At 72.5% G+C, this 16,738-nt stretch carries 16 protein-coding genes; 12 read left to right on the top strand and 4 right to left on the bottom strand.

The window, feature by feature from the left end:
- Together DTB53_RS11190 and DTB53_RS11195 are read right to left on the bottom strand one after the other, a co-directional pair.
- On the bottom strand, positions 1–780 hold the full coding sequence (locus tag DTB53_RS11190; RefSeq protein WP_012378432.1) for an SDR family NAD(P)-dependent oxidoreductase: 780 nt from the start codon (positions 778–780) through the stop codon (positions 1–3).
- 123 nt (positions 781–903) lie between these two features.
- Positions 904–1,545: a TetR/AcrR family transcriptional regulator gene (locus DTB53_RS11195; RefSeq protein WP_003965320.1), complete on the bottom strand. Its 642-nt coding sequence runs from the start codon at positions 1,543–1,545 to the stop codon at positions 904–906.
- A 241-nt stretch (positions 1,546–1,786) separates the two neighbouring features.
- Here DTB53_RS11195 and DTB53_RS11200 point away from each other — a divergent pair, with 241 nt between their 5' ends.
- Positions 1,787–2,704: a DMT family transporter gene (locus DTB53_RS11200; RefSeq protein ID WP_012378431.1), complete on the top strand. Its 918-nt coding sequence runs from the start codon at positions 1,787–1,789 to the stop codon at positions 2,702–2,704.
- A gap of 70 nt (positions 2,705–2,774) precedes the next feature.
- On the opposite strand, the gene DTB53_RS11205 is transcribed toward DTB53_RS11200, so the two are convergent.
- The gene (locus DTB53_RS11205; RefSeq protein ID WP_012378430.1) at positions 2,775–2,978 is read right to left on the bottom strand and encodes a hypothetical protein; all 204 of its coding nucleotides are present in this window, start codon (positions 2,976–2,978) and stop codon (positions 2,775–2,777) included.
- Between the two features lie 145 nt (positions 2,979–3,123).
- On the opposite strand from DTB53_RS11205, the gene DTB53_RS11210 reads away from it, so the two are divergent.
- From DTB53_RS11210 to DTB53_RS11225, 4 genes are all read left to right on the top strand, one after another.
- Positions 3,124–4,344: a sensor histidine kinase gene (locus tag DTB53_RS11210; RefSeq protein ID WP_012378429.1), complete on the top strand. Its 1,221-nt coding sequence runs from the start codon at positions 3,124–3,126 to the stop codon at positions 4,342–4,344.
- Positions 4,345–4,495: 151 nt separating this feature from the next.
- Positions 4,496–5,236, top strand: coding sequence for a response regulator transcription factor (locus DTB53_RS11215; RefSeq protein WP_012378428.1), 741 nt, complete (start codon positions 4,496–4,498; stop codon positions 5,234–5,236).
- Positions 5,237–5,272: 36 nt separating this feature from the next.
- On the top strand, positions 5,273–6,448 hold the full coding sequence (locus DTB53_RS11220) for a cytochrome P450 family protein (protein ID WP_012378427.1): 1,176 nt from the start codon (positions 5,273–5,275) through the stop codon (positions 6,446–6,448).
- 70 nt (positions 6,449–6,518) lie between these two features.
- Positions 6,519–7,715 (top strand): cytochrome P450 family protein, encoded by a 1,197-nt coding sequence (locus DTB53_RS11225; RefSeq protein WP_012378426.1) that lies wholly within the window; start codon positions 6,519–6,521, stop codon positions 7,713–7,715.
- A 20-nt stretch (positions 7,716–7,735) separates the two neighbouring features.
- Here the strand turns inward: DTB53_RS11225 and DTB53_RS11230 are convergent, their stop codons facing one another.
- Positions 7,736–8,755 (bottom strand): Gfo/Idh/MocA family protein, encoded by a 1,020-nt coding sequence (locus DTB53_RS11230; protein ID WP_012378425.1) that lies wholly within the window; start codon positions 8,753–8,755, stop codon positions 7,736–7,738.
- A 131-nt stretch (positions 8,756–8,886) separates the two neighbouring features.
- On the opposite strand from DTB53_RS11230, the gene DTB53_RS11235 reads away from it, so the two are divergent.
- From DTB53_RS11235 to DTB53_RS11265, 7 genes are all read left to right on the top strand, one after another.
- The gene (locus tag DTB53_RS11235) at positions 8,887–9,645 is read left to right on the top strand and encodes a GntR family transcriptional regulator (protein WP_012378424.1); all 759 of its coding nucleotides are present in this window, start codon (positions 8,887–8,889) and stop codon (positions 9,643–9,645) included.
- A gap of 264 nt (positions 9,646–9,909) precedes the next feature.
- The gene (locus tag DTB53_RS11240; protein ID WP_012378423.1) at positions 9,910–10,920 is read left to right on the top strand and encodes a sugar ABC transporter substrate-binding protein; all 1,011 of its coding nucleotides are present in this window, start codon (positions 9,910–9,912) and stop codon (positions 10,918–10,920) included.
- The gene (locus DTB53_RS11245) at positions 10,917–11,963 is read left to right on the top strand and encodes an ABC transporter permease (RefSeq protein WP_003965310.1); all 1,047 of its coding nucleotides are present in this window, start codon (positions 10,917–10,919) and stop codon (positions 11,961–11,963) included. Before DTB53_RS11240 ends, DTB53_RS11245 begins: the two co-directional genes overlap by 4 nt.
- On the top strand, positions 11,960–12,829 hold the full coding sequence (locus DTB53_RS11250; RefSeq protein WP_012378422.1) for an ATP-binding cassette domain-containing protein: 870 nt from the start codon (positions 11,960–11,962) through the stop codon (positions 12,827–12,829). The genes DTB53_RS11245 and DTB53_RS11250 overlap by 4 nt, the downstream gene beginning before the upstream one ends.
- Before the next feature lie 133 nt (positions 12,830–12,962).
- Entirely contained in the window at positions 12,963–14,129 is a 1,167-nt protein-coding gene (locus DTB53_RS11255; protein WP_003965308.1) for an ROK family glucokinase, read from the top strand.
- Positions 14,130–14,202: 73 nt separating this feature from the next.
- Positions 14,203–14,799, top strand: coding sequence for a hypothetical protein (locus DTB53_RS11260; RefSeq protein WP_012378421.1), 597 nt, complete (start codon positions 14,203–14,205; stop codon positions 14,797–14,799).
- A 493-nt stretch (positions 14,800–15,292) separates the two neighbouring features.
- The gene (locus DTB53_RS11265) at positions 15,293–16,705 is read left to right on the top strand and encodes a family 2B encapsulin nanocompartment shell protein (protein ID WP_003965306.1); all 1,413 of its coding nucleotides are present in this window, start codon (positions 15,293–15,295) and stop codon (positions 16,703–16,705) included.
- Positions 16,706–16,738 lie beyond the last annotated feature (33 nt).

Below are 16,738 nucleotides of genomic sequence, written 5' to 3' on the forward strand. Positions count from 1 at the left end.
TCAGGCCGCGTGGCCCCCGTCCGCGACGAGCTCCGTGCCCGTGATGAACCCCGCCTCGGCACTCACGAGATACGCGACGAGCGAGGCGATCTCCTCCGACGTGCCGAAACGGCCCAGCGCGTTCGCCGCGCGCTGGCCCTCGGCCAACGGCCCGTCCGCCGGGTTGAGATCGGTGTCCACCGCCCCCGGCTGGATCACGTTCACCGTGATGCCGCGCGGCCCCAGCTCCCGGGCGAGCGGCTTGGTCAGCCCGACCAGGGCGGACTTGCTGAGCCCGTAGAGGGTGGAGCCGGGCCCGCCCGTGTACCGGGTCAGGGCGGAGCCCACGGAGACGATCCGGCCACCGTCGGCCAGCCGCTCCGCCGCCGCCCGGCAGGCGAGGAAGACCGCCCGCACGTTCACGGCCAGCGTCCGGTCCACGTCCGGCCCGGCGAGCCCGGAGATCGGTCCGAGCACGCCGATGCCCGCGTTGTTGACCAGGATGTCGAGCCGGCCGAGTGCTTCAGCCGCCCGGTGCACCGCGTCGGCGCCCGCGTCGGCGTCCGCCGCGTCGGCGCGCAGGGCGACCCCCCGGCGGCCGAAGCCCTCGATCCTCGCGACGACCGCACGGGCCGCCGCCTCGTCCCGTACATAGGTGACGGCGACGTCCGCGCCGTCCTGGGCCAGGCGCAGCGCGATCGCGGCGCCGATGCCCCTGCTGCCCCCGGTGACCAGGGCGGCCCGGGTCGTTCGGCCGGTGGTGACGGGGGCGGGGGCGGTGGCGGACAGGGTGCTGGACATGGCCGGTTCCTTCGCTGGGGGACGCCGTCGCTCCGACGGCATCCCCCAGCAAACGCGCACCGGAGCCCGGGCACCGGCGGGTATCGGACGCCCACGGCGGCGGGGTCCGGCAGCCCCGGCCGCCTACCGTGCGGGCAGCAGCGCGGGATCCGTCGCCGCGGCCCGCAGCCGGACGAGGATGGCCCGCGCCGCCTTCTCGTAGCCGAGGTTGTTGTTCTGGAGCACCGACTCGGCGTTGGCCAGCTCCAGCAGGGCGATCACCTCGAAGGCCAGCTGGCACACGTCGGTGTCCCCGGCCAGCTCCCCGGCGGACCTGGCATCGTCGATCGTCTGCTCCACGAAGGTGACCCAGCCGGTCTGCGCGGACGCCAGGGCGTCGTGCACCCTGCCGCCGCGGGCGTCGAACTCGGCCGTGGCGGCGTAGAAGAAGCAACCGCCCCGGAACACCCGTTCGCGGGAGTACGCGATCCACGCCTCGCACAGCCGCCAGACCCGTCCGAGTCCCGGAGGCACCGACCGGGTGGGGCGCAGGACGTGGTCGACGTATATGGCCACGGCCCCCCGCACGGTGGCCAGCTGGAGTCCCTCCTTCGAGCCGAAGAGGGCGAACACCCCGCTCTTGCTCAGCCCGAGCTCGGTGGCCAGCCGCCCCAGCGACAGGCCCTCCAGCCCTTCGACCGAGGCGATCTGCACCGCCCGTCCCAGGATCAACTGCCGGGTCTGGTTCCCCCGCTCGACCCGCCCGTCCGCTCTCAACGACGTCATGTGACCACTCCGTGCCTCAGAGTTATCGAGGCGTCAGTCTAGGGAGCGGCGGCGCAGCCGGGGGACCCTCCGTCGTCCGGCCGGACGGCTCGACCGCCGCTGACCACGGGTGACACCCCGGAATGATCCGAGCGCTGAGACAGGTGTTCCTTTTCCAGGGGCGCGACGGATAGCGTGATCGCTCCGCGTGCGAGCCGGTGAGGTCTCCACAACACGTTCCGTGGAGATCCAGGAGCCCCAGGTGTCCGCTGCCGCCGTGCCCGCCCTCGCACCCCCGCGCCGCGCCTGGGCCACCGATCTGCCCGTGCTGGCGGTCGCCGTCGTCTGGGGCGCCAGCTACCTCGCGGCCAAGGGCATCACCACCGCCCACACGGTCGTCGCCGTCCTGGTCCTGCGCTTCGCGATCGTGCTGCCGGTGCTCGTGGCGATCGGATGGCGCAGGCTGCGGGCGCTGACCGGCGCGCAGTGGCGGGGCGCCGGGCTGCTGGGCCTGGTGCTGAGCGGGATCTTCCTGCTGGAGACGTACGGGGTGGTGCACACCTCCGCCACCAACGCCGGGCTGATCATCAGCCTCACCATGATCTTCACGCCGCTGGCCGAGGCCGCCGTGACCCGCGTGCGCCCGTCCGCCGGATTCGTCGCGGCGGCGGGGCTCTCCGTGGCCGGCGTGGTCCTGCTGACCCAGGGCGGCGGGTTCACGAGCCCCTCGGGCGGCGACCTCCTGATGCTCCTCGCCGCCCTCGCCCGGACCGTCCACGTGCTGGCCATGGCCCGGATCAAGGCCGTCCGGGACGCCGACTCGCTCTCCCTCACCACCGTCCAGCTCGGGGCGGCGGTCGCCGTCTTCGCCGTGCTCGCCGCCGCCCCCGGCACCGGCGCGTCGCCGTGGAGCGCGGCGGCCGACTTCGGCGTCCGCGCGTGGGCGGGCCTGGTCTTCCTCTCGGTGTTCTGCACCCTGTTCGCGTTCTTCGTGCAGATGTGGTCCGTACGCCGCACCTCGCCGTCCCGGGTCAGCCTGCTGCTCGGTACGGAACCGCTGTGGGCCGCCGCCGTCGGGATCAGCCTCGGCGGGGAACGGCTCGGACTGCTCGGCGCGGCCGGGGCGGTCCTCGTCCTGGCGGGCACCGCGTGGGGCCGGCGCGGCGCCGTCAGGGAGTGACCGCCCGCGTCGGGACGTGGTCGGCGTCGGCGGGGCTCGATCGGCGCGCGACCCGGCACCGGCACCGGCGTCAGGCCTTGATCGAGTCTGCGGCGATCATCACGGCCGCCCCCGCCACGATCAGCACGATGTTGACGAACAGCCCCCGGTCGGCGAGGAAGTCGATCCGCCGCACCACCGTCCACAGCCGGAACCATCCCGTCCACTCGTACAGCAGCCCGCCGGCGCCCTGGGCGAAAACGAGGAACCCGACCGTCTCGACGCTTCTCTTCATGGGCCGAGCCTCCCGCCCGCCCCGCACCCGCCGCGTCGGCCACCGGTCCTGTCCGCCGCGCCGAAAGTAGCCGGTCCCGCTACTTTGGTCGCTCCCTCGCCGCGCTGGGCCTCTCCCGGCCGCCCGGCTGCGTAACTTTGTCGATATGACGCGCACCGAGTACCGCTGGCTGCTCCCCTCGGCCATGGCCGATCCCGAGCTGCCCGGCGACCGGCACCGGACGCGGCGCACCGTGCGGGACTGGGCGGTCGACATCACGGCCTTCCTCTGTGCCGCGGGCATCGGCCTGCTGGCGCTCGCCGCGATCGACGCCGACGACACCACGGCGGACGTGTTCGTCCTGGTCGACTCGGTGATCGGTGCGGCGGCCTGCTGCGCGCTCTGGCTCCGAAGGCGCTGGCCCGTGGGGCTCGCCGCCACGCTGACCGTCGTCTGCATCGTCGAACCCGTGGCGGCCGGGGCGTTGATGGTGGCCCTGTTCAGTCTGGCCGTGCACCGCCCCTTCAAGCCCGTGGCGATCGTCGGCGCGGGCGCGCTCCTCGCGGCTCCCCTGCAACCCCTCCTGCGCCCCGACCCCGCGACGAGCTTCCTCGCCTCGGTCGTCTTCGGGGTCCTGATCATTCTGCTGGTCCTCAGCTGGGGCATGGTGGTGCGCTCCCGGCGCCAGCTCGTCCTCTCCCTCCGCGAACGGGCCCGCCGCGCCGAGGCCGAGGCGGCGCTGCGCGCCGAACAGGCCCAGCGCCTGGCCCGGGAGGCCATCGCCCGCGAGATGCACGACGTCCTGGCCCACCGGCTGACCCTGCTCAGCGTGCACGCCGGGGCCCTCGAATTCCGGCCGGACGCCCCCGCCGCCGAGGTCGGCCGCGCCGCGGGCGTCATCCGGGACAGCGCCCACGAGGCCCTCCAGGACCTGCGCGAGATCATCGGCGTCCTGCGCGGGCCCGGCGACACCGACGAGGGCGAGCGGCCGCAGCCCACCCTCGCCACCCTGGACGCCCTCATCGCCGAGTCCCGGCTCGCGGGTATGAAGGTCGTCGTCCACAACCGGGTCGCCGAACCACGGGACGCCCCCGCCGCCACCGGCCGCACGGTCTACCGGATCGCCCAGGAGTGCCTGACCAACGCCCGCAAGCACGCGCCCGGCACCGAGATCTCCCTCACCGTGACGGGCGGCCCCGGCGAGGGACTCACCATCGAGGTGGAGAACCCCGCCCCCACCGAACCCTTCGAGCGGGTCCCCGGGTCGGGCCAGGGGCTCATCGGCCTCACCGAACGGGCCACGCTCGCCGGCGGCGGGCTGGAGCACGGCCCGACGGAGGCCGGCGGCTTCCTGGTCCGGGCCCGTCTGCCGTGGCCCGCCGCGTGAAGCCCGGAGGCGGCGCGGGCCCCGGCCGGAGGACCGGGACCGGCCCCGTGACGCCCGTGGGAAGGAGCGCCCCCGTGACGCCCGCGGGACGGACCGGCACCGCGTCGCCCGCCGTACGGGGCCCGCGCACCGGCTGGCTACGGTGGCCGTCATGAACACCCCGGCGTCCCCGACACCCCCGGCGTCACCCACGCCCCCGCCCGTCCGGCTGCTGATCGTCGACGACGACCCGCTGGTCCGGGCCGGACTGACCCTGATGCTCGGCGGCGACGCGAGCATCGACATCGTGGGAGAGGGCACGGACGGAGACGAGGTCGAGGGACTGGTCGCACGACTGCGCCCGGACGTCGTCCTGATGGACATCCGCATGCCCGTCATGGACGGACTGACCGCGACCGAGCGACTCCGCCGCCGGCCCGGGGCCCCCGAGGTCATCGTCCTCACCACGTTCCACGCGGACGAACAGGTCCTGCGGGCCATCCGGGCCGGGGCGGCCGGATTCGTCCTGAAAGACACCCCGCCGGCCCTGATCGTCGACTCGGTCCGCCGCGTCGCCGCCGGCGACCCGGTGCTCTCGCCCGCCGTCACCCGCCAGTTGATGGCGCGCGCCGCGGGCGCCGGACACGACGACCGCGCGGGCCGCGCCGACCGCGCACGCAGGCGCTTCGGCGGGCTCGCCGAGCGGGAGCGGGACGTCGCCGTCGCCGTCGGGCGCGGCGCCTCCAACGCGGAGATCGCGGGCTCCCTCTACCTCAGCGTCGCGACGGTCAAGGCCCACGTCTCCCGGATCCTCGCCAAACTCGAACTGAACAACCGTGTCCAGATCGCGCTGTTGGTCCACGACGCGGGACTCCTCGACACGGACGGGGAGGACGGGGGCGGCCTACCCTGAGCGGAGCGGACCGGACCGGAAGAGGGGCTGACCACCATGGCTGTGCTCGACCTGCGCGACCTGCCGGACTTCACCACGAACCCCTATCCGTACTACGCCAAGCTGCGGGCCGAGGGGCCGGTGCACGCCGTGCGCACCGAGGAGATGGAGCAGCGGGTCTGGCTGGTCGTCGGTCACGCGGAGGCCCGCGCCGCTCTCGCCGACCAACGGCTCGGCAAGGACTGGCGCCACACCGGACTCTGGACCGAATCCGAGGCCGCGCTCAGCGCCAACATGCTGGAGCTGGACGCCCCGCACCACACCCGGCTGCGACGGCTCGTCAGCCGCGAGTTCACCGCCCGCCGGATCGAGGCGCTGCGCCCGCGCGTCACCGAGATCACCGGCGAACTGCTCGACGCCATGGCGCCCAGGGGCTCCGCGGACCTGGTGGACGCGCTCGCCTTCCCGCTGCCGATGACCGTGATCTGCGAACTCCTCGGCGTCCCGGACATCGACCGGGACGCCTTCCGGGCACTCTCCAACGGCATCGTCACCCCCACCCCGGAGCAGCGGGGCGCCGACCCGGCCGGGGCGATGGGCGCCTACCTCGACGGACTCATCGAGAACAAACGCCGTTCGCCCGGCGACGACCTGCTGAGCGGGCTGATCCGGACCGGGGAGGCGGACGGCGAGGGACTCTCCTCCGCCGAACTGGTGGGCATGGCCTTCCTGTTACTGGTCGCCGGTCATGAGACCACGGTCAATCTGATCGCCAACGGCGTCCGCGCCCTGCTCGACCACCCCGACCAGCTCGCCCTGCTGCGCGCCGACCCCGGGCTGCTCGACAACGCGGTCGAGGAGATGCTGCGCTACGACGGACCCGTGGAGACCGCGACCTTCCGCTTCGCCCGGGAGACGCTGACGATCGGCGACACCGAGATACACGTCGACGAGCCGGTCCTCGTCGCCCTGGCCTCCGCCGACCGCGATCCCCTCCGCTTCCGGGATCCGGACACCTTCGACATCCGGCGCGAGCCCCAGGGCCACCTGGGCTTCGGCCACGGCGTGCACTACTGCCTGGGCGCGCCGCTCGCCCGGATGGAGGCCCGCATCGCGATCGGCGCCCTGCTGGAACGCTTCCCCGGCCTCGCCCGCGACCCGTCCGGCGGCGAGCTGGACTGGCTGCCCGGTCTGCTGATGCGCGGAGCGCGGGGCCTGCCGGTGCGCTGGTGAGGCCCGGTCCCGCCCCGCTCCACGTCCCGCCGCTCCTCGCGCACCGCGCATCTCCTCGAAGGGAACCGTGTTGACCACCGAACCCCTGGTCGATCTCGCCGCGCTCGGCGAGCAGTTCACCCGTGACCCCTACCCCGCCTACGCGGCCCTGCGGGCGAAGGGCCCGGTCCACCGGGTGCGGATCCCCGAGGGCGCGGAAGCCTGGCTCGTCGTCGGCTACGAGCAGGGCCGCGCCCTCCTCGCCGACCAGAGGCTCTCCAAGCACTGGAGCCGGGCCTCGCCGTCGCTCGGCGTCAGCAAGGTGTCCGCGGGCTCCTCGATGCTCGGCTCCGACGCCCCCGACCACACCCGGATGCGCAAGCTGGTGGCCCGGGAGTTCACCCCGCGCCGTATGGAGCAACTGGCCCCGCGGGTGCAGGAGATGACCGACGGGCTGCTGGACGCGATGCTCGCGGCCCCGGACCGTACGGCGGACCTGGTCGAGGCGCTGTCCTTCCCGCTGCCCATGGCGGTCATCTGCGAGCTGCTCGGCGTCCCCTCCCTGGACCGCGAGGCGTTCCGCACGTGGTCCGGCCAGGCGGTCTCCTCCGTCGATCCGTCCCTGCGCGCCTCCTCCACGCAGGCGATGACCGCGTACATCGCGGGACTGCTCGCCGACAAGCGGGAGAGGCCGGGCGAGGACCTGCTGAGCGCGCTGATCCACACCTCCGACGAGGACGGCGACCGCCTCTCCGGCGACGAACTCATCGGCATGGCATGGCTGTTGCTGGTCGCCGGTCATGAGACCACCGTCAACCTCATCACCAACGGCGTGCACAACCTCCTCGCCCACCCCGACCAACTGGCGGCCCTGAGAGCCGACTTCACACTGATCGACAACGCGGTCGAGGAGATCCTGCGCTTCGAGGGGCCGGTGGAGACCCCCACCTACCGCTTCACGACCGACCCGATCGAGGTGGGCGGAACGGTGATCCCTGGCGGCGGCGAGCTCGTTCTCGTCGCCATGTCGGACGCCAACCGGGACCCCGCGCGCTATCCCGACGGATCCCGCTTCGACATCACCCGCGACGCCCGGGGCCACATCGCCTTCGGGCACGGCATCCACTACTGCCTGGGCGCTCCGCTGGCGCGCATCGAGGCCAGGATCGCCATCCGGTCGTTGCTGGAGCGCTGCCCGGAGCTGCGGTCGGCCGCCGACCCGGCGACGCTGCCCTGGCGCACCGGGATCCTCATGCGGGGGCCGCTGAGCCTCCCGGTCGGCTGGTAGCGGCAGGCCCGGGGCCGGGCTCAGCCGCCGGGGACCTCCTCCATCGCCACCGGCCGTCGTTCGCGGCGGGAGACCTCGCACGCCTCGGCGATGCGCAGGGCGTGCAGGGCCTCCCGCCCGTCGCACGGATTGGGCAGCTCGCCCCGGGCCACCCGCAGGAACGCGTCCAGCTCCGCCTCGTACGCCGGGGCGAACCGTTCCAGGAACCCCGGCCAGGGCTTCGCCGGTGCGCCGGGACCACCGGGCTCGGCCGAGGTCAGCGGCGTACGGTCGGTCAGGCCGACGGCGATCTGGTCCAGCTCGCCGGCCAGCTCTATCCGTACGTCGTAGCCGGCGCCGTTGCACCGGGTCGCGGTGGCGGTGGCGAGCGTCCCGTCGTCGAGGGTGAGCAGGGCCGCGGCCGTGTCCACGTCCCCGGCCTCCCGGAACATCGCGGGTCCGGCGTCCGAGCCGGTGGCGTACACCTCGCCCACCTCGCGGCCCGTCACCCAGCGCAGGATGTCGAAGTCGTGGACCAGGCAGTCGCGGTACAGCCCGCCCGAGAGCGGGAGGTAGGCGGCGGGCGGCGGGGCCGGGTCGGAGGTGACCGCGCGCACGGTGTGCAGCCGGCCGAGCCTCCCCTCCCGTACGGCGGTCCTCGCCTCGGCGTACCCGGCGTCGAAGCGCCGCATGAAGCCGAGCTGGAGCACGCTGCCCGCCGCCTCGACCTCCGCGAGCGCGGCGAGGGTGCCCGGCAGGTCCAGGGCGATCGGCTTCTCGCAGAAGACGGGCAGCCCGGCCCGGGCGGCCCGGGCGATGAGCCCGGCATGGGCCGAGGTCGCCGAGCAGATCACCACGGCGTCGGGCGGGCCCCCGGCCGCGCCCTCCCCGGCGAACAGGCCGTCCACCGGGACGGCCGTCGCCCCCGTCCGCGCCGCGACCGCGGCCGCTCGCTCCGGGTCCGCGTCCGCCAGCGACAGGGCGTCCACGGCGGGGTGACGGCTCAGCACCTCCGCATGGAAGGCGCCGATCCGTCCCGTACCGATCAGTCCGATGCGCATGGGCCCCAAGGTGACGTTCGCCCGGTCGTCATGTCAAGCGTTTGTCCTGACAAATGGCCCCCGCGTCGATCGGCCTCTCCCCGCCCCGGTGCGCCATGGCTTTGTCCGGACAAGCGAACTACGCTCGCCCCGTGACCGCACATGGAACCGACCGGCCGCTGCCGCTGAGCGTGGACCGCACCAGCCCGGTGCCGCTCTACTTCCAGCTGGCACAGCAGCTGGAGGCCGCCGTGGAGCAGGGCCGGCTGGCCCCCGGCGCCCTGCTCGGGAACGAGATCGACCTCGCCGCCCGCCTCGGCCTGTCCCGGCCGACCGTCCGCCAGGCCATCCAGTCGCTCGTCGACAAGGGCCTCATGGTCCGCCGCAGGGGAGTCGGCACCCAGGTCGTCCACAGCAAGGTCCGCCGTCCGCTGGAGCTCAGCTCGCTCTACGACGACCTGGAGGCGGCCGGCCAGCGCCCCGCCACCAGCGTCCTGCGCAACACGACGGAACCGGCCACCGCGGAGGTCGCCGCCGCACTCGGCGTCGCCGAGGGCAGCGAGGTCCACCTCGTCGAACGGCTGCGCAGCGCCCACGGCGAACCGATGGCGCTCCTGCGCAACCACCTGCCCCCGGGGCTGCTGCCCCTGGTCACCGAGGAGCTGGAGGCGACCGGCCTCTACCGGCTGATGCGGGCTTCCGGCGTCACGCTGCACAGTGCCCGCCAGAGCGTCGGAGCGCGCGCCGCGGACGACCGGCAGGCGCGGGCGCTGGCGGAGCCCGTGGGCGCGCCGCTGCTGACGATGGAGCGCACGACGTACGACGACTCCGGTCGGGCGGTCGAGTTCGGCTCGCACGTCTACCGGGCGGAGCGGTACGCGTTCGAGTTCCAGCTGCTGGTCCGCGCCTGAGCCCGTCCCCGGGAGTCCGGAGACCTGCCCGGCCCGCGTCCGGAGGAGGCGGTCGGAGGGGACCGCCGCGGCGGTAGGTCCGGACACCTGGTTGACGTGGACATGCTGTGCGACTAGAACTCCCTGCACCGAAGGACGCGCCCCACCGGCCCTGCCGGGCGGGAGCGGGCGGGGCTCGGGGATACTTGGGCAGCCGGGCCGGGGCCGTACACTCCCCGGCCCCGTCAAGCAGCACAGCGAGCAGCGGTAGAAGGGCACGGCGTCGTGGCAAGGGTTCGGACAGGGGTACGCGCGATGGGCGCCGTGCTGGCAGTGGTGCTGGGCGCCTCCCTCACGGGATGCAGCAGCACCGGCGGCAAGCGCGCCGAGGAGCGTGCGGCCGCCGCGGCCGAGGGACGGGCCGCGGTGAACACACCGCGCTGGACCTTTGCCATGGTCACCCACTCGGGCGACGGCGACACCTTCTGGGACATCGTCCAGAAGGGCGCCGAGCAGGCGGCCCTCAAGGACAACATCAACTTCCTCTACTCGCACAACGACGAGGCCAACCAGCAGGCCCAGCTCGTCCAGACCGCGATCGACAAGAAGGTCGACGGGCTGATCGTCTCGCTGGCCAAGCCGGACGCGATGAAGGCCGTCGTCGCCAAGGCCGTCGAGGCGGGCATCCCGGTCGTCACCGTGAACTCGGGCTCCGCGGAGTCGAAGGAGTTCGGCGCCCTGACCCACATCGGGCAGGACGAGTCGATCGCCGGTGAGGCCGTCGGCGACGAGCTGAACAGCCGGGACCGCAAGAAGGCCCTGTGCGTCCTGCACGAGCAGGGCAACGTGGGCCACGAGCAGCGCTGCGCCGGGGCGAAGAAGACCTTCGACGGCACGATGCAGAACCTCTACGTCGACGGCACCAACATGCCCGACGTCACGGCGTCCATCGAGGCCAAGCTCCAGTCCGACAAGAGCATCGACGCGGTCGTCACCCTCGGGGCCCCCTTCGCCGACGCGGCCGTCCAGGCCAAGCAGACGGCCGGCAGCAAGGCCGAGATCGACACCTTCGACCTCAACGCGAAGGTCGCCACCGGCCTCCAGAGCGACAAGCTCGGCTTCGCCGTCGACCAGCAGCCCTACCTCCAGGGCTACGAGGCCGTCGACCTGCTCTGGCTCTACCGCTACAACCGCAACGTCCTCGGCGGCGGTCTGCCCGTCCTCACCGGACCCCAGATCATCACCAAGGACGACGCCGACGCCCTGGCCGACTACACCAAGCGGGGAACCCGATGAGCGGCGCCACCGCCGCCCCCGACCGGCCGGACGAGCGCCTCGTCCGCACCTCACCGCTGCGCAGGCTCCTCGGCCGCCCCGAGCTCGGCTCGGTCGTCGGCGCGGCGGCGGTCTTCCTGTTCTTCGCGATCGTCGCCGACAGCTTCCTCCAGGCCTCCAGCCTCGGCACCGTGCTGTACGCGGCCTCCGTCCTCGGCATCATGGCCGCACCGGTCGCGCTGCTGATGATCGGCGGCGAGTTCGACCTGTCCGCCGGGGTCATGGTGACCAGCTCCGCGCTGATCTCCTCGATGTTCAGCTACCAGATGACGGCCAACGTCTGGGTCGGCGTCCTCGTGTCGCTGCTGGTCACGCTCGCCATCGGCGCGTTCAACGGCTTCATGCTGACCCGCACCAAACTGCCGAGCTTCATCATCACGCTCGGCACGTTCCTGATGCTGACCGGTCTGAACCTCGGCTTCACCAAGCTCATCAGCGGAACCGTCTCCACCAAGGCCATCGGCGACATGGAGGGCTTCGACTCGGCCCGCGCGCTGTTCGCCTCGACGCTGACCCTCGGCGGCGTGGAGTTCAAGGTGACGATCCTGTGGTGGGCGGCGCTCGTCGGCATCGCCACCTGGATCCTCCTGCGTACCCGCTTCGGCAACTGGATCTTCGCCGTCGGCGGTGAGGCCGACGCGGCCCGCGCGGTCGGTGTCCCGGTCGTCCGCACCAAGATCGGGCTCTACCTGGGCGTCGCCTTCGCCGCCTGGGTCTCCGGACAGCACCTGCTGTTCAGCTACGACGTCGTCCAGTCCGGCGAGGGCGTCGGCAACGAGCTGACGTACATCATCGCCGCCGTCATCGGCGGCTGCCTGATCACCGGCGGCTACGGCTCCGCGATCGGCTCGGCCGTCGGCGCCTTCATCTTCGGCATGACCAGCAAGGGCATCGTGTACGCCGAGTGGAACCCGGACTGGTTCAAATTCTTCCTGGGAGCGATGCTGCTCCTGGCCACCCTGCTCAACGCGTGGGTGCGCAAGCGCGCGGAGGCGACGTCATGACGGCCACCCCTGAAGAGACCGCGGGAACGCCCGAGGGAGCGACCGCCGGACCACTGGTCGAGCTGGACGACGTCAGCAAGTTCTACGGGAACATCAAAGCCCTGGAACACGTCTCGCTGGAGGTCCACGCGGGCGAGATCACCTGCGTCCTCGGCGACAACGGCGCCGGCAAGTCCACCCTCATCAAGATCATCGCGGGGCTGCACCGGCACGACGCCGGACGCTTCCTGATCGAGGGGGAGGAGACCACCCTCGCCAACCCGCGCGACGCCCTGGACCGGGGCATCGCCACGGTCTACCAGGACCTCGCCGTCGTCCCGCTGATGCCGGTCTGGCGGAACTTCTTCCTCGGCTCCGAGCCCACGGTCGGCTTCGGCCCCTTCAAGCGTCTCGACGTCCGCGGGATGCGCGAGACGACCCGGACCGAACTGCTGCGCATGGGCATCGACCTCCGCGACGTCGACCAGCCCATCGGCACCCTGTCCGGCGGCGAGCGGCAGTGCGTGGCCATCGCCCGCGCCGTCTACTTCGGCGCGAAGGTCCTGGTCCTGGACGAGCCGACCGCCGCCCTCGGCGTCAAGCAGTCCGGCGTGGTCCTCAAGTACGTGGCGGCCGCCCGCGACGCCGGCCTCGGCGTGGTCCTCATCACGCACAACCCGCACCACGCCCACCTCGTCGGCGACCGCTTCGTCCTCCTCAAGCGCGGCGCGATGTCCGGCAGCCACACCAAGGACGACGTCACGCTGGACGAGCTGACCCGGCAGATGGCGGGCGGCAGCGAGCTGGAGGAGCTCAGCCACGAGCTGGAACGCACCCCGACCCCCACCCTCCCGGGCGCCCACGGCATGAAGGACGGGACTCCCTGAGCGGCGACCGCCCCGGCGCGGCCGACCCCGCCCACCGGCCCCCCGGGGCCGGGCAGTGGCAGAATCGAGCCCGGCGGGCGCCGTCCGCCGCCGGCCGCGACAGCGGCCCGGCCCCCCAGACCCCGCAGGGACGATGAGCACGTACCGCGACTTCGCACACCGCGGCTCAGCCCGCGCCACCGTCCTCAAGACCGTCGGCACCAAGGAACGCCGCTCGCACCTCACCGCCCCGCGGGTTCCCACGGTCGGGATCGACATCGGCGGCACCAAGGTGATGGCGGGAGTCGTCGACGCGGACGGCAACATCCTGGAACAGCTCCGCACCGAGACGCCCGACAAGTCCAAGAGCCCCAAGGTCGTCGAGGACACCATCGTCGAGCTGGTCCTGGACCTCTCCGACCGCCACGACGTCCACGCGGTGGGCATCGGCGCGGCGGGCTGGGTGGACGCCGACCGCTCCAAGGTCCTGTTCGCCCCGCACCTCGCCTGGCGCGACGAGCCCCTGCGCGACGCCATCGCCTCCCGCCTCGTCGTCCCCGTCATGGTCGACAACGACGCCAACACCGCCGCCTGGGCGGAATGGCGCTTCGGGGCGGGCCGGGGCGAGGACCACCTCGTCATGATCACCCTCGGTACGGGCATCGGCGGCGCGATCCTGGAGGACGGCCAGGTCAAGCGCGGCAAGTACGGCGTGGCCGGTGAGTTCGGCCACATGCAGGTCGTGCCCTCGGGCCACCGCTGCCCCTGTGGCAACCGGGGCTGCTGGGAGCAGTACAGCTCCGGCAACGCCCTGGTCCGCGAGGCCAGGGAACTCGCCGCGGCCGACTCGCCGGTCGCCCACTACCTGCTGGACCGGGTGAAGGGGAACGTCGCCGACATCACCGGGCCCCTCATCACCGAACTGGCCCGCGAGGGCGACGCGATGTGCATCGAGTTGCTCCAGGACATCGGCCAGTGGCTCGGCATCGGCATCGCCAATCTGGCCGCCGCGCTCGACCCCTCCTGCTTCGTCATCGGAGGCGGCGTCAGCGCCGCCGACGACCTGCTGATCAACCCCGCCAGGGACGCCTTCAAGCGCCACCTCACCGGACGCGGCTACCGCCCCGAGGCCCGGATCGCGAAGGCGCAGCTCGGCCCCGAGGCGGGTATGGTCGGCGCCGCGGACCTGGCCCGGCTGGTCGCCCGCCGATTCCGCCGGGCCAACCGGCGGCGCGTCGAGCGGTACGAGCGGTACGCCCAGATCTACGACCAGGCGGCGAGCACCATCCGCAACACGCGGTCCACCCGAACCGCTGACTGAACCGCCGTCGCCCGTTCCGGCGTCCTCCCTTTCGGTACGCCCGTCCCCGCAGCACCTTGAGGACCACCTGATCATGATCGCAGCCGAGCACCCCGCGGTGCCGCACCAGTCGGAGTCTCCGGGCGACGGCGAGGGCAAGCCGCCCGAGGACCGGCGGCATGTGTTCAAGCGGCGTTTCATCACCGCGACGATCATCGTGCTGCTGATCGGCATCCCGGCCGGCTACCTGCTGATCTCGGCCGGGCAGAGTCGCCGCTCGGGCCAGGACAAGGAGGCCGAGGCGGCAGCCGTGGGCCTGCGCGAGGGCTGGCCCTCCAAGATGCAGCGCCGGATCTTCGAGATCCCGATCCCCGGCAACGGGCAGGGCGTCCAGTACTACGAGACGAACAACTGGAAAGCCAGCCGGATGTACGCGAAGTTCCGGACCACCTCCGCCGGTCTCGACCGCTTCCTGACCGGGGTCGGCACCGGGCGTGCGGCGCTGGAGCCCGACACGATCGACATCAGCGCCCGGGACATCAAGATCACCGGATGGTCCTTCGGTCCGGGCGAGCGCTGGGCCAGCACCACCCACAAGAACAAGAAGCCGCGCCCGACCCAGAACATCACGGTCAACATGACCGACCCGGCCAGCCCGGTCGTGTATGTCGTCTCGGCGGCGACCCCCTGACCGGGAGGCCCTGAGCCCGTCGGCCCGGCAACCGGGTGCGCCGCACGGTCGCGTGCGGAAACCCGGTGGCACCGGGCGCGTGCCGGCCCCGGCGGTGAGCCACCGCCGGGGCCGAGGTGTCTCCACGTCCCGTGCCGTACGCGGGTGCTCTACCCTGTTCCGCGCGTCGACGGGCCCGCCCACCCGCTCCGACCGGCCGGATTTCGCCGGGCATTCGCCGCTCTCAGCCGTGTGAGCGCCGAGAACCGCGGAAAGCCCTCCTCGATCACGGCTGAAACGCGTCGGCCCGGGGGCAAACATCCCGCGGGCGCGATCATCGTATCGAGCTAATGTCAGCAGATTTCCTTGGTCCGCAGGGCGAAGGGGCCCTTAGTGTTCCCCTGGATCTGGAGGGGTTTCCCCTTCATATCCACCCTTTCGCTGCTTTATTTCATGCTTTCGGACGGTCATGTCCGCTATGCATGCCTCGCCCCGACCAAGGAGAGCCTGCCCGATGACTGTTGACTCGACCTCGGAAGCGCGGCTGGAAGTGCCCCGGCAGTCCAGCCTGGGTACGGCCGCCGCCCGCAACCTCGCCAGCACGACCAAGTCCGCCCCGCAGATGCAGGAGATCACCTCCCGCTGGCTGCTGCGGATGCTTCCCTGGGTCGAGACCAAGGGTGGCGCCTACCGGGTCAACCGGCGCCTGACCTTCACGGTGGGCGACGGCCGGGTGGAGTTCGTCCAGGACGGGTCCACGGTCCGGGTCATCCCCCAGGAACTGGGCGAACTGGCCCTGCTGCGCGACTTCGACGACGCCGAGGTGCTGTCGGCCATCGCCGACCGGTGCGTCCAGCGTGACTTCCGGGCGGGCGAGACGCTGGTCGAGCGGGGCACGGCGGCCGACGAGCTCCACCTGATCGCGCACGGCCGGATCGGCCAGGCCTCCGCCGGCAGCTACGGCGACGAGGTCACCCTGGACGTTCTGGCGGACGGCGACCGCTTCGGCGAGCACGCCCTGCTGGACGAAGACGCCCGGTGGTCGCAGACCGCCACCGCCGAGACCTCGGGCACGCTGCTCACCCTCTCCCGCGCCGACTTCGCCGCCGTCGTGGCGAACTCGCCCGCCCTGCGGTCCCACCTCGCCGCGTTCACCGCGCGCTCCGAGCAGCGGCAGAACCACCGCGGTGAGGCGGAGATCGCGATGTCGGCCGGCCACGTCGGCGAACACGAACTGCCCGGAGCGTTCGCCGACTACGAACTGAAGCCGCGCGAGTACGAACTCTCGGTCGCCCAGACCATCCTGCGGGTCCACACCAGGGTCGCCGACCTCTACAACGGTCCGATGAACCAGACCGAGGAACAGCTCAGGCTCACCATCGAGGCGCTGCGGGAGCGCCAGGAGCACGAGCTGATCAACAACCGGGAGTTCGGTCTGCTCCACAACGCCGACTTCAAGCAGCGCATCCAGACGCACTCCGGCCCGCCGACCCCGGACGACCTGGACGAGCTGCTCTGCCGCCGCCGCGGCACCAAGTTCTTCCTCGCGCACCCCCGGACGATCGCGGCGATGGGGCGCGAGTTCAACGCACGCGGCCTCTACCCGGACCACACCGACCTCGGCGGCCAGCAGGTTCCCGCCTGGCGCGGTGTGCCGATCCTGCCCTGCGGCAAGATCCCCATCACCCCGGAGCGGACCAGCTCGATCCTCGCCCTGCGGACCGGTGAGGAGGACCAGGGCGTCATCGGTCTGCGGCAGACCGGCCTGCCGGACGAGTACGAACCGGGCCTCTCGGTCCGCTTCATGAACATCGACGAGAAGGCGATCATCTCCTACCTCGTCAGCACCTACTACTCCGCCGCCATCCTCGTGCCCGACGCGGTCGGCGTGCTGGAGAACGTGCAGATCGCCAACTGGCCCAGGTAGGGGCCGCGGGCCGCGCGGCCCGGCCCCGTGCGA

This window comes from Streptomyces griseus (genome assembly GCF_900460065.1).
Taxonomy (GTDB): Bacteria; Actinomycetota; Actinomycetes; order Streptomycetales; family Streptomycetaceae; genus Streptomyces; species Streptomyces griseus.

Bases quoted from the DNA above. Each gene is read 5' to 3' on its own strand.
- DTB53_RS11210 (WP_012378429.1), top strand. From the start codon at position 3,124: ATGACGCGCACCGAGTACCGCTGGCTGCTCCCCTCGGCCATGGCCGAT.
- DTB53_RS11230 (WP_012378425.1), bottom strand. From the start codon at position 8,755: ATGCGCATCGGACTGATCGGTACGGGACGGATCGGCGCCTTCCATGCG.
- DTB53_RS11245 (WP_003965310.1), top strand. From the start codon at position 10,917: ATGAGCGGCGCCACCGCCGCCCCCGACCGGCCGGACGAGCGCCTCGTC.
- DTB53_RS11260 (WP_012378421.1), top strand. From the start codon at position 14,203: ATGATCGCAGCCGAGCACCCCGCGGTGCCGCACCAGTCGGAGTCTCCG.
- DTB53_RS11205 (WP_012378430.1), bottom strand. From the start codon at position 2,978: ATGAAGAGAAGCGTCGAGACGGTCGGGTTCCTCGTTTTCGCCCAGGGC.
- DTB53_RS11255 (WP_003965308.1), top strand. From the start codon at position 12,963: ATGAGCACGTACCGCGACTTCGCACACCGCGGCTCAGCCCGCGCCACC.
- DTB53_RS11190 (WP_012378432.1), bottom strand. From the start codon at position 780: ATGTCCAGCACCCTGTCCGCCACCGCCCCCGCCCCCGTCACCACCGGC.
- DTB53_RS11220 (WP_012378427.1), top strand. From the start codon at position 5,273: ATGGCTGTGCTCGACCTGCGCGACCTGCCGGACTTCACCACGAACCCC.
- DTB53_RS11215 (WP_012378428.1), top strand. From the start codon at position 4,496: ATGAACACCCCGGCGTCCCCGACACCCCCGGCGTCACCCACGCCCCCG.
- DTB53_RS11195 (WP_003965320.1), bottom strand. From the start codon at position 1,545: ATGACGTCGTTGAGAGCGGACGGGCGGGTCGAGCGGGGGAACCAGACC.
- DTB53_RS11250 (WP_012378422.1), top strand. From the start codon at position 11,960: ATGACGGCCACCCCTGAAGAGACCGCGGGAACGCCCGAGGGAGCGACC.
- DTB53_RS11265 (WP_003965306.1), top strand. From the start codon at position 15,293: ATGACTGTTGACTCGACCTCGGAAGCGCGGCTGGAAGTGCCCCGGCAG.